This is a genomic window from Asaia krungthepensis NRIC 0535 (assembly GCF_025995175.1).
Classification (GTDB): Bacteria; Pseudomonadota; Alphaproteobacteria; order Acetobacterales; family Acetobacteraceae; genus Asaia; species Asaia krungthepensis.
In genome coordinates, this window is sequence record NZ_BAPV01000004.1 from 346,796 (window position 1) to 359,671 (window position 12,876).

General features: G+C 60.2%; 7 protein-coding genes. 1 reads left to right on the forward strand and 6 read right to left on the reverse strand.

Annotated elements, in window-relative coordinates; genetic code table 11:
- Positions 1 to 98 precede the first annotated feature (98 nt).
- Positions 99 to 1,568, forward strand: a complete 1,470-nt coding sequence (locus AA0535_RS04095) for a carbohydrate porin (protein WP_264814610.1) — start codon at positions 99 to 101, stop codon at positions 1,566 to 1,568.
- Between the two features lie 107 nt (positions 1,569 to 1,675).
- Here AA0535_RS04095 and AA0535_RS04100 read toward each other — a convergent pair whose 3' ends face one another.
- The 6 genes from AA0535_RS04100 to AA0535_RS04125 form a co-directional block, all read right to left on the reverse strand.
- The gene (locus AA0535_RS04100) at positions 1,676 to 2,899 is read right to left on the reverse strand and encodes a glycosyltransferase family 4 protein (protein WP_264814611.1); all 1,224 of its coding nucleotides are present in this window, start codon (positions 2,897 to 2,899) and stop codon (positions 1,676 to 1,678) included.
- A gap of 208 nt (positions 2,900 to 3,107) precedes the next feature.
- Positions 3,108 to 4,046 (reverse strand): hypothetical protein, encoded by a 939-nt coding sequence (locus tag AA0535_RS04105; protein ID WP_264814612.1) that lies wholly within the window; start codon positions 4,044 to 4,046, stop codon positions 3,108 to 3,110.
- A gap of 124 nt (positions 4,047 to 4,170) precedes the next feature.
- Positions 4,171 to 7,107, reverse strand: a complete 2,937-nt coding sequence (locus AA0535_RS04110; RefSeq protein ID WP_264814613.1) for a glycosyltransferase — start codon at positions 7,105 to 7,107, stop codon at positions 4,171 to 4,173.
- The gene (locus AA0535_RS04115) at positions 7,100 to 8,857 is read right to left on the reverse strand and encodes an SEL1-like repeat protein (RefSeq protein WP_264814614.1); all 1,758 of its coding nucleotides are present in this window, start codon (positions 8,855 to 8,857) and stop codon (positions 7,100 to 7,102) included. Before AA0535_RS04115 ends, AA0535_RS04110 begins: the two co-directional genes overlap by 8 nt.
- A gap of 31 nt (positions 8,858 to 8,888) precedes the next feature.
- The gene (locus AA0535_RS04120; RefSeq protein WP_264814615.1) at positions 8,889 to 10,343 is read right to left on the reverse strand and encodes an HlyD family type I secretion periplasmic adaptor subunit; all 1,455 of its coding nucleotides are present in this window, start codon (positions 10,341 to 10,343) and stop codon (positions 8,889 to 8,891) included.
- Positions 10,344 to 10,346: 3 nt separating this feature from the next.
- A complete protein-coding gene (locus tag AA0535_RS04125; RefSeq protein ID WP_306310217.1) occupies positions 10,347 to 12,509 on the reverse strand; it encodes a peptidase domain-containing ABC transporter in 2,163 nt (720 codons plus the stop codon).
- Positions 12,510 to 12,876 lie beyond the last annotated feature (367 nt).

Sequence of the window (12,876 nt, forward strand, 5' to 3'; positions counted from 1 at the left end):
AAATGTAATAAAAGGGTCATGTTGGGATCAGGAAGGAAATCCTCTTCCCTCAAAGCACCGGAACCCTGCGTTATCCATCCGACTGGCGGACTGCCCTCATGTCTCTTCCCCGTACTTCCCTAAAGGCGCTGGGTGTCGTCACCACAGCCCTCGCCACCTTCTCAGCCATCCCGTCAGCTCAGGCGCAGTCGCCTCTGGCGGGCGGCGCACCGAACAGCACGGGTCTCGCCCCCGCCGTTCGTGTCTCGAGCCCGATCGGCACCGTCAATTTCCAGAACTCCTCCGTCCCCCCGCTGCCTCATCCGGAAGCGATCTTTGACGATCCCTGGGGCTGGAATACCTGGCTGCGCCAGCATGGTGTCGCGATCCTGCTCGACACGACCAACGAATTCGCTGGCGCCATCACCAGCCCGACCAAGAATCTGGGCTTGAAACAGGGGAGCAGCAACGCGGGCCAGTATGGCTTCGAAACCGATATCGACTGGGAAAAGCTCGCTGGCGTAAGAGGGTTTTCAACCCACACCATGATGGTCGGTCGCTACGGCATCCCCGCCAGCCGCATGTTCGGTGACAACCTGAACCCCAGCCAGGAAATCTATGGCGCTGGCGGCAACGTGGTCGTCCATCTCGTCTATGTCTATGGCGAAGAGACCCTCTACAACGGTCATCTCGATATCGCAGCCGGTCGTATTCCCCTGCTGACCGACTTCTCATCGAACCCGCTGTACTGCAACTTCATGAACAATGCTTTCTGCGGTAACCCGAAAGCATCGTCCGACAATACCAGCCACTCGTCCTATCCTGACTCGAACTGGGCCGCCCGCATTCGTGTCCGTCCGTCGCAGTACACCTATATCCAGGCCGGTGTGTACTTCAACACGATGGGCATTTACGGCGTCAAACAGATGCGTACAGGCTTCAAGTGGAACGGCGCCGATATCAACGGCGAAGCCGCACCGGTCGAAGCCGGATGGGAACCCATCTTCGGCAAGGATAAGCTGCCCGGTCACTACAAGATCGGTGGCATTGTCGATACGGCACCTCATCCCGACGTACTCTACGATATCAACGACAATTACTGGGCTGTAACAGGTCAGGCCCGCAAGGTGCATAACAACTCGTGGTCTGCCTATGCCCTGGCTGACCAGATGATCATGCGCCACAAGGGTAATGGTCCCGATGCCGGCATGACCCTCCTTGGCGTCTTCTACAATAACTCGCCCGTCACCCAGACCCGCGAGCGCCAGTTCTCTCTCGGCGTGCTGGATCGCGGCTTCTGGAAGTCCCGTCCGCTCGATGCCTGGGGCGTGAACTTCAGCTACATCCAGGTCTCCAAGAAGGTGAAGACCGCGCAGCAGATCCAGCAGAGCCTCGGCTATCAGACCCTGCTGAACGGGTCATTCTTCCCGCAGACCAACGGGATGGTGATCGAAGCGATGTATCAGATCCGCGTATGGCGCGGCATCACCTTCGCTCCCGATTTCCAGTACTTCATCCGTCCGGGTGCCCAGCAGGGCCTGAAGGACGCAGCGGTTCTCGGCTTCAAGTCCCATATCGAAATCTTCTGACCGGTCTCCGGCCCGAAAGGGCTGGATTATTCAGCAGGTCTCAACGAAAAAGGCCGGATCGCTCAGCCGATCCGGCCTTTTTCATGAACAGCGCCCGGGCAGCTCAATCAGCCAATGACTCGGCGGATCAACTGGTCGTACAGAGCAAGATAGCCGTTCAGCGAGAGATGTTTCTCCGCATAGCGGCGGGCCTCATGACGCAATGTCCCGGCCAGATCCCGGTTTTCCAGTACTTCCAAAATCGATTCTGCAATTCGATCAGGCTCCAGGAACGGGGCGAGAAGCCCGGTACGCCGGTCCGTGATGAATTCCTCGACTGGTGCGGTACGGCTCCCTACGATCGCACAGCCCGTGGCCATCGCCTCACGCAGCGACCAGGACGCTACGAAGGGATAGGTCAGATAGACATGGGCGTCTGATCGCCTGAGCGTCAGACGGAACACGTCGTAATCGACCTTGCCCATGAAATGCACGCGGTCCATGTCGATCTGCCCCTCGATCTCGCGCAGGAAGATATCGCGCCAGCTCCCTGCATCTGCCGGAGGCTGAGCGCCATAGCTGGTCCCGTCCCCCCCGATCAACACGATACGGGCGTCCGGACGTTCGCGCAGCACACGGGGCAGTGCTCTCATGAAGCTGTGGATGCCCCGATATGGTTCAAGATTACGGGCGACGAACGTTACGAGCTTGTCCTGTCGCCGTATCAGATGCGGGCCAAGCATCACATCACGCGTGAAGACCTCCGGCTCGGGCGCACAGAGATCCAGATTGACGCCTTCTCTCAGCAGGGCAATCTGGCTCTGTGCCCACTCAGGATAGGTGCCTTTCTGGAAAAGGGTCGGTGTCTGACCGTGCTGGTTCAGGTTGAGCGCCAGTAGATTGATGCTGTTCTTGATCCGTACATTCGGAGCCAGATCCGGCCTTGGCGGGAATTCGGGATCGAAATCTACGTCATTTTTGTCAGTATGGTAGAAAAACTCGAAGTAACCAAGAATAGGTGTCGCTGGATACACGTCGACCAGATTAAGGAGCTCTCCCCATCCATGATGGCCGATGATGATATCTGGCGTGTAACCTAAACCCTTGAGTGTCTGGGCCGCCCTGGCGACAGCCTCGGCACGGCTCAGCCCCATTTCGAGTTCCCTGAGGGAGGGATGAGTGTGGGGCGAGACAACACGCTCCTGCCGGTAGAGCACGCGCCTAACCCCCGGAAGATGACCCTCATTCGCCTCAGAGATGAAGACGATTTCATGCTCCCCTTGTTCGTGCAGATGCCGGACCAGATGCAGGAACTGACCGGGGAAATTCTGGTGCACGAAAAGGAAACGCAAAGCAGGCAGGCCTTTATGGTGAGTGACGCTCAGAATGCCGAAAAGGATCCTGCCGGGGCAAGACCCTTCGGGCCGTCATACTCCATGGTCGGTGCGGAAACGCCGCCTGTCTGGAGTACTACGAGGCGCGGAATGCCCAGTGAAGGGCTCGACGGAGACTATCGGGCGAGCGGATGCTTACCGCCCGCGACCGGTTTTCCTGTCAGCCTCAGGCTGTCTTGCGACGAGCCGGCGCTTTTTTGACTGGCTTGGGCGAACGCACTTCGTTTGCAGCAGTATCCTCCTTCGAGGGTGTCGTACCATGAGGCACGATTTCGAGCTGGAAGGCTTCGAGCGGAGCCAGGGATTCGGCTTCCAGCGTCTCGCCACCCTTGAGCGGTCCGATGCGCGTGCCATCCGTGAAAGTCGCGCTGATCGCCAGATCGTATTTCTCTTCCGCACCGTTCTTGAGGCGAACACACAGGCCGAGAATAGGCAGGGCCATGCCGCGTGAGCCGCAATATTGTCCGGCTTCTGCCCAGGGAGACAACCAGCCTTTGCCCAGAACCGCCTGATACTCGATGTCTTCGGGGGAAACGAGCGCCTGCGGGGCGATGCCGAAACCCTCGATCCAGTTCTGGCTGCCGGGCTCGCCCATCCAGTCTCCGATCTTGGCAAGGACATCGCCACGGCGCTGGATATGGGCGGCAAGCTCGGGCTTCTCGTCCTGCGCCGGTGAGGCTGCCGGGGCCGCGGCAGGGTTCGTCGCGGCCGGAGCCGCATGGGCACCGGGGGCTGCGATGACCGGCTCACCCGAGAGACGAGCGACCTGGATACCCGGTGCGGGGGTTGTACTGTCAGGGGCCTGATACGTGGTCACCATCACCTGGGCTGGCCCGCGTGACACGCGCACCAACGCCGCACCGGCACCCGCGCCATGGCTGCTGCTGATGATTCCGTCATCCTCGAAGGTTTTGATCGTCACGATGCCTGCCGGCATGTTCGGTGCCTGACTGACAGTCACCGCAGGGTATCCGTTGACGCTTTGCGCCGCGTATTCAGGGGGGAGGAACACGCAATACAGCCCGGCATCGAATGTCATCAGTGAAGCGTGAACCTTGAGCTGAACTACCTGCTCCGTTCCGGAAGAACTCGCGGAATTAGACATCTATACTGACCCATCATTGATTAGAACTGGCGTGGGAGAATTTTGCACAATGTGAACGCAAAACGCTCCAGAGGAATATCTGGGATGTATAACAGCGAAAACCCAACAGTAAAAGATATATCATTCAATGTGATAAATGTAGCAACACATTACTCAATAGAGACACAGGCATTCCAAGTGGCACGACGGATCCGCGCCCGCTACTCTGAATACGCTCGGATTGCGCGCCAAGATCGAAGCATACTGCCTTGAGGCGCGCCTGCCACAGATTGGACAATGCAAAACACCATGTTTCCGGCCAGACGGAAGGAATAAGGCCAAGATCGCATTCGAACGATTCGATCAGACCGATCGCCTCCTCCTCTCGATATTCTCCCGAAATCTGCACATGGCCCGTCGCCATGAGGCGCTCGTCGTCGATTGTATAGCCAACAACAACATAGTCGAGCGGTAACCGGCGCTGCGCGGCATCCTGCGCAAGCTGCAAAAGGATATCGAAGCCTTTTTCGCGCCCGATGGCGCCCGGAACACAGACGCGACGTCTCCCCCCGTCGAGGGGGCGTATCGGTTTGACGGCCGGATAGGATTCCGATTCGAGTTTCTGCAACTCAACGGTCAGCCCGCTGAAATGGCGACGCATGCGCCGCTGCAGATCATGCGTTCCGGCAACGACCCTATTCGCGTCTCTCAGGATCCGATCCGACTGGGCAACGAGTTCAGCCACAGTGAGATGATTGTCGATCAGCGAGCCTTGCTGGGCAACACAGGATTCGCACCCGGCAAGAGCAGGTTCGCCACAATAGTGATCTCCCGGTCCTACCAGACAGATACGCGGGCAGAACCAGATATAGTCATGCAGGACAATATCCCATCGCAGTTCGAGGGCATTGGCCAGGTCGTGCATGACCGGTGCATGTCCCAGCAGGTGATGCCATTCGATGCGAGCTGGCTTCATGCGGCGCAGGACCGTCACGAGATCGAGCCATTCCCCCGGCAGGGAAAAGACCAGATTCGTCGTATCGCCGCCGCAATCCTCGATACGGCATCCTTTCAGATGCGGCCGCAGGATCAGAACCTGCGTTCCTTCGGCCTCCGCCACTTCGCGCCGATGACGGACCACTCGTTCCACGCCGCCACCTGAATCATGGGTGACCATCACCAGGCACGATGCCGCGGCTTTTCGTCGGGCAATCATCCTCACCAGTCCGGCATTCCGCCTTATCGAGAAAAGGGGATCTGCCTCGATGAAGCGGGTGACCGATTCATCGTAACCCGGGTGCAGGAGGTTGAGCATCCGCAGATTGCGCTCAAGCAGGAGGGTGCGGGTTCGACCGAAGGAAACGGAGCCTACATGGCGCACAAAGACATCGGTTGCGGCCACATGGCGCCAGCCCAGTATGGAAGCGCGGCAGCAGAAATCATTCTCCTCACCATAGCCCTGAGCGAACACCTCGACATCCAGCAGGCCCGTCTGGGCGAGGCAGTCCCCCCTGATCGCCATGCAGAATCCGTTGCCCGTTGGCAGGTCGATCAGACCTGAGCGCGGCAGCGAAGCAAAAATGCGATCGAAGGATGTTGCGGTTCGCTTATCCGGCGTCGCATTGGGCCGCGTGACCGAGGGGTAGGACAGAATACTGGCGTCATTGGAAAATGGCGTGGCGGTTCCAATGAAGCTGTCACGATCCAGCCAGGCCAGGAGCCTGGACAAGCCCTTTGCGGGGATGATTGCATCGCTGTTGAGCAGGACAACATCGCGTCCCGCAGCACGGCTCAGCCCCGCATTGGCACTGGCCGTGAAACCCAGATTGCGCTTATGCCTGATCAGGGTGATACGGCCCTGACCCGCAATATCACGCAGATAAGCACTGAGCCCAGGCTCAGGCGAGCCGTCATCGATCACGAGACATTCAAGGCCAGCCACAGTCTCCGCCAGAACCGCCTCGATACAGCTGCGTGTCAGAGTCAGGTCGCGATAGGCGGGGATAACGACTAGGCAGCCCGGCGCGCGCTCAACTGGCTTCGCATGGCTATGGGGCCGCCCCTTTCTGATCGCCGGAGGCGTCTTGTCAGGGGCGGGGGTCAACTGCCCAGCGTCACGATCGAGAAGCCCGATCACTGCCGGGCCGATGGGGCTGCCGGTCAGAGCCTGGCCATACCGGTCTTCGATAACGATCTCGCCCTTCGGCAGATCGTCGAGAGCGATGCTGAAATGTCTGGGTCTTGCCAGCGGCTTTTCCAGCCTCGTCCCCTGCTCGAGCTGATCCGCCGTGAGATCATAACGGGCGCCCTTTCCCCGGATCAGGACATGGGGGGTGAAATCGGGATCGGCCGGATACCAGATCCACCCCTCGAGGTGGTGCGCCCGTATCGTCGCGAAACCCTGTACCTGACGGATGGCCACCAGATCGATGGGAGATCCGTATAATGGCTTGCCGTCGTATTCCACCGAAAGAGACGCGGCCTGTCTCCACTCCTCCGGCAGGTCGAACGGCAGGGATGCCGCCCCGATAACCGGCGTGCCATCGAGGGCGATAGCAACAGGCCCGATCGCCTCGCCGCGCAGGACCCCGTCATTGCCGGTAGCGCACCAGCCCGCTCGCCCTGAGTGCGAGGTAAACAGCCTGATCCAGGGCAGCACTTCATCGGCGGGCGCGTAATGGGAGAGCATTCTCGCAAAGACCGAAACCGCCTCATCCATACGGCCAAGATTCGACAGGGCGATGGCCTGCCCGACGAGCGCCTTGCGAATGATGAATCGTTTGGCGACCCAGGCCATACGCGTCGCGGCTTCCTCCCAGCGTCCTGCCGAGAGAAGCGCCATGCCATAGGCAAAAATGACGTTGGGATCGCGATGCGCCATGCGCGCGGCGCGACCAAGCCAGTAAAGAGCAGCAGCGGTTTCGCCGGCATGGACGGCATCCGTTCCCCGGCGATAGGCGTCCTGAGCCTTGGCATCGTGCCAGCGCTGCCAGTTTGCCCGGTCGCTGGCGGTGACCACATGTCCATAGCCCGACTGGACGGGAGGCGGGCGGTTGGTGGGAGGGCTGGCGCTCTCAGCCACGTCCACCGAGGCGACGTTCGAGTTTGGCGAGTTCGGCTGTCGCTTCGGTCACTCCCTGCGCCTGCGCGCGCTCGAGCCAGACACGGGCTTCCACCGGATTCACCTCACCCGCCAGGCCTCGCTTGAGGTATCGTCCGAGCATGAGTTGCCCGAGACCGTGGCCTCTCTCGGCGGCAAGGCGGAACCAGCGTTGCGCCTCACGTCGATCCGCCTGGACGTCATGTCCCCCGCCGAGCATCGCACCGGCAGAGAACATGGCCTCGACAGCGCCCTGTTCCCCCGCTTGGATATAAAGCGCGAGGGCGCGGGGATGGTCGTTCCCGCCGGGCGCACGACCGGAAACACAGATCTGGGCCAGCAGGGTCATGGCTTCTGCCATGCGCGCCTGTGAGGCTTTCTCGAGCCACTCGACGGCGCGGGCATGATCTTCCGGCACGCCGCGCCCTTCCAGATACATCCGACCGAGCCAGTATTGCGCATTGACGACGCCATCGGCAGCGCGCTGCATCCAGTAAGCGGCCCGCGTGTCGTCACGCTCCGTTCCTACACCTTCAGCATAACACACGCCGAGATTGAAAGCGCCGACCAGATCGCCATTCTCCGCGGCCCTCAGGAAACGCTGCTGCATGGCGGCACGATCCTGCTCGGAACCGACACCCGTCAAGGCAAGGTTACCGAGATCGGCATCAGCAATACGATCGCCGCACTCTGCCGAGATGCGGAACCATTTTGCAGCTTCATCGGGATCGGGCTGCACGCCGGTACCGGTCAGGTAGAGCAGACCGAGACCGCGAGCGGCAGCCCCATGCCCGAGTTCAGCGGCGATCTGATACCAGGTTGCAGCCTCGAGGTAGTTAGGGGCCATGTCCTCGCCCCTGACATGCAGATCCCCGAGTAACGCGGCAGCCTCGGCATCGCCGCCCATTGCTGCACGTCTGAGCCAGGTTTCCGCGCGGTCAAGCCTGCGGGCCACTCCTTTCCCCTGCATGAGGTAGAGAGCAAAGCGCGTCTGAGCCTGAACAATCCCGCGCTCCGCGGCCTTTTCGAAATAGCGCGCTGCGGCACCCAGATCGGGAGCCTGACCGATACCTTGCTCGTTGATCCAGGCCAGGAAGTAGAAGGCCGTGGCCAAACCAGCCTCTGCAGCTTTTTCAAGCCGCTCGGTCCCGCGCGCAAGATCCTCAGGCGATTGCGGGGAACTGTGCAGCGCCATGCCAAGGCCAAGGTGACCCTGAGCGGAACCGGCGGCCGAGGCCTTTTCGTACCAGTCCCGCGCTTCTGCACGGTCCTGCACTCCCTCCGGACCATTGGTCAGGACATAGCCCAGCAGAGCCTGAGCGTCAGGCTGCCCCGCCTCGGCGGCAAGGCGGCTCCAATGCGCAGCCTGATGAAAATCCGGCACACGCTTGAGAGGACGATTATCGGTGAGGATTGCCGGTCGGTTCTCGTCGAACCCTTCAGGAAAGCCCATGAGATAGAGCGTGCCGAGCATCAGCCGGGCCTGGACATGCCCCGCCTCGGCCGCCTTTCTCATCCATCTTGTCCCGTCTTCGAGACTGGGCGGCGTTCCCCAGCCTTCAAGATAGGCCTTCCCGGTACGATACTGGGCCTCGACACTGCCCTGAGTCGCGAGTTGTCCCAGCAGGGCGAAACCCTGCACAGCGTCTTCACCGGACTCAATCAGGGTGATCGCATGTTTGAGTCGGGCATCGCGCGAAACCATCGATGCCAGACGTGTCTTCAAAGCCACCCTGCTCTCCTCCGGGGATAATCCGCCTTGCTCAGTTTGGCTCCCGCATGCCGTTCTTGATTGCGGGCATCACCTTGCTGAACATGTATTGCAGCATGGTGCGCTTGCCCACCTGGATGTCAGCCGAAACCGACATGCCCGGGGTCGGGTGGAAGAACTCCGGCACACCATGAAGCGTGTAACGATCGATACGAAGCCTGACACGATAATAGCCGCTTTGCGAGGGGTCTTCGTCTCCCGTCGGGATCTGGCCCGTTGCGCCGCTCTTCATGTCAGCGGCGGTGAACGCATCGGCACTGATCAGACGCACCGTTCCCTCGGCCCCGCCATACTGCGTGTAGGGGAAGGTCGAGAATTTGAGGAGCGCGTGATCGCCCAGCTTGACGAAGCCGGCATCGTTACCGCGCAGGACAGCCTCGACCTCAAGGGCTGCGCCTGTCGGGACGATGGACATCAGAACCTGAGCGGGAGAGATGATCGAACCGACGGAAAGCTTGGCGATATTGAGCACAACGCCGTCATCCGGCGCCTTGAGCAGGATGAGCTTGTTGCGCAAGGCCGCCTTCTCGTAGTCGCCGACCGCCTCGTCGAGACGATGCTGCGTTTCGGTAAGCTGGGTATAGACCTGTGCCTTCCAGTTCTCGACATAGGCATCGCGCTCGGCCTGGGTTGCAGCCAGCTTCGATTTGGTTGCTGCGGCAGTCTGCTGTGCCTCGATCTGGGCGCGCTCGGCATCCATCAGCTCGCTCTGCGCGGCAAGGGTAGAAAGCTTGCTGCCTACCTGATCCGCCTGAAGACGGCGACGCATCTGCAGTACCTCATTGGCCACACGGCCACGGCTCTGGTGCATGGCTGCGCTGGCAAGAGATCCCGTCATCTGGCTCTGCATCGCCGCGATTTCCTGATCGAACTGATTGATCTTCGCGGTGTATTCCGCCTTGCGACGGGCAAAGGAAGCCGCCTCGCGCACCGAGGCGCTGTCGTTCAGATTGGGCTCGAAGTTCTTGCCTTCCGCCTCAGCATGCAGACGGGCGATTGTCGCCTGATACGCATCGCGCTGCGCCTTCAGGTTGACGATATCGGCCTTGCTGATGGTGGGGTCCAGATGAGCAAGCACCTGCCCCTTCTTCACGTACTGGCCGAGTTCGACATCGATCGAGCGGATGATCGAGATTTCAAGCGGCTGAATGACGAGGTTGTTGTTCACTGCCACCAGACGCCCCGGCGTGCTCACCACCTTGTTCAGCGGGAACACCCCTGCGGCAATCAGGCTCGACAGGAAAAGGGCTCCCACCAGCCAGATGATATAGCGAGCGGATGCCGTAGGCGGCATGTTGACCAGCGCAGCGCTTGGCGAGTGGAACTCGAGCAGCGCAATCGGCAGTCCCTGAGGCGCAAAAGGGTCGTCGGCCTGGCGGGGAACATGAGGCTGGATGTCCCGGCCTTCTTCCTTCTTGTCCTCAGGGACAATTTCCTGATTGCTCATGGCTTATTCCTCATCCATCAGCATGGGATCATCATTCTGATCGGTGTTCCGGTTATGGGTGCCGTGCTCATGGCGGTTCTGTTGCATCCAGAGCATGCGATAGATCTCACAGCGCTCGAGCAGGACGGCATGAGGGGCCACATCGACAACCTTGCCCTTGTCCATGACGCAGATCTGATGGCAATCGACGAGCGATGATAGACGATGCGACACGATAACCATCGTGCGCCCCTTGCCGATACGCTGCAGGTTGGCATTCACCAGCGCCTCACTCTCAGGATCGAGGGCCGAGGTCGCTTCGTCGAGAATCATCAGCTTCGGATCGCTGATAACAGCGCGGGCAATGGCAAGACGCTGCCTCTGACCGCCCGAAATATTCGTCGAGCCTTCCTCGATCGGCGTGTCGTAGCCTGCAGGCATACGGTCGATGAATTCCTCGGCACCGGCGAGACGGGCAGCGCGAATGACGTCATCCATCGTGTAGCCGGGCCGACCGGCTGTGATGTTGTCACGAACCGTACCACGGAACAGGAAGTTGTCCTGCAGCACGACGCCGAAGGAGCGGCGCAAATGGCTGAGATTGATCTCACGCAGTTCCACGCCATCGAGACGGAGATAGCCGGTATAGCTGCGGCTCACGCCCTGGAGCAGACGGGTAACGGTCGATTTTCCCGAGCCGGAACGACCGACGAGCCCGAGCATTGTCCCCGCCGGGATCTCGAAATTGACGTCGTTGAGCGCCTTGATGGTGGTCCCGGGATAGCTGAAATCGACCTGGGCAAAGGACAGGGCGCCCTTGATCGGGGGTCTCAGCCCGGAGGTCAGGGCCTTGGTTTCGGTCGGCTGGTTCAGTACGAGCCCGGCCTCGCCGAGCGAGGTCATGACCTCGTTGACGTCCTCGAGAATCTTGGCAAGCCCGACGAGCGGCGCAGCAACGCGGCCACCCAACATCATGAACGCCATCAGGGCGCCCGGCTGAATGGAACTGGAACCCGAAAGGATCAGATACGCCCCGACCAGGATGATGCCGCGATTGATGAACATGTCGAGCGGCATCACCAGCGTGCTCGGCCAGTTCTGCATGCGCCCGGCAGCGAGTTTCCAGCGGATCACGTCGGCTGTGGTCTCGTCCCATTTCTCGCGACGCGTCGGCTCGAGAGCGAGGGTCTTGACCGTACGGATACCGGCAACCGTCTCGTAGAGAATGGAGCTGCGCTCCATCTCGGCGCGGACCATCCTGTTATAGACGCGCGTCATGGGCCCGAGGAAGATCACGATGATCAGGCCGATCAGACCGGCGCAGGCAACGGTCATCCAGGCGAGCGTGGAGCTCATCCAGAACAGGATCGGCAGAATGACGAACAGCGTGAACATGTCGAGGAAGGTCGACATTAGCTTGCCGGTCAGGAAGTCGCGCACGCGATAGATCGACATGTAGCGACCGAGAATGCGCCCCGTCTGCTCACGCTCGTAGAATTCGAGCGGTAGGGCCAGAAGTCGGTTGAATGCGTGAAGGGAAATACGCGTATCGACGCGCGTGGTCATGACCAGCGTCAGTTCGCGACGTCCATAAGTGAGCAGGGTCTCGTAGAAGCTGAGCACGAGAACGATAGCGGTGATCGATACAAGGGTCGACATCGAGTGGTAATTCACCACGCGGTCGATCACCTGCATGACGATCATGGCCGGGAAGATCTGCAGGATTGCAAGAACCATGGAGGCGAAGAGAATGTCGCGCAGCGACTGCTTTTCGCGCATCACCACCCTGACGAACCACATCAGGTCGAATGGGGCATCGGCCTCGGAAAGATCGCGCCGGCGCTTGACCAGAAGGATATCGCCGGTCCAGACCTGCGTAAGGCGCAGCTCATCGACAGCGACCGGAACACTGCCCTCATCCCCCAGAGGGTCACGCAGCCAGACGATGTTCTTCTCGGGATCGGCGCGGACCATGAGAGCGGCCGAGCCATCGCGGAACATCAGGACGATAGGCGGCGTATTCTGCATACGGACCAGAAAGCGCCACTTGATGCGCATACCCTTGGCGACGGCACCGTTCTCGTTCAGCCAGCGCGCAAGCGCGGCAGGGGACGGCGACGCCTCACCCGGCTCAGCCGCGAAATCGCGCATGTCGAGATCGAGGCCATGGAACTTGGCAGCCGCCATGGCCGCACGGAGCCGGATGTAGACGGGATTCTGGGTTTCGCTGTCTGCAGCGACGCCATCACGATGCTTCACGAAGCTTCCTCTTGTGTTTCACTAAGCCGCTCAGACTTCAGGCTGCCCGAATAGCGCGAAAACCCCTCCCCCTGTCGAGCGAGAATCTTCCAATTTAACCATAAGTCATAGAAATCGCTGAACTTGGCGTCGAATCTGTTCATGTTGTGTAACAGTTACTGTACAAATTTCCAATCGTCCGCCGAAAAACTACATATAATTTAAAATCGGTAACGTGCTCTGACTAGCGCATCTTGTTGCAGTAACTCATGCATCTCTCTCACGCCCGTTTCCCCACATGTCAGGACAACTGCGT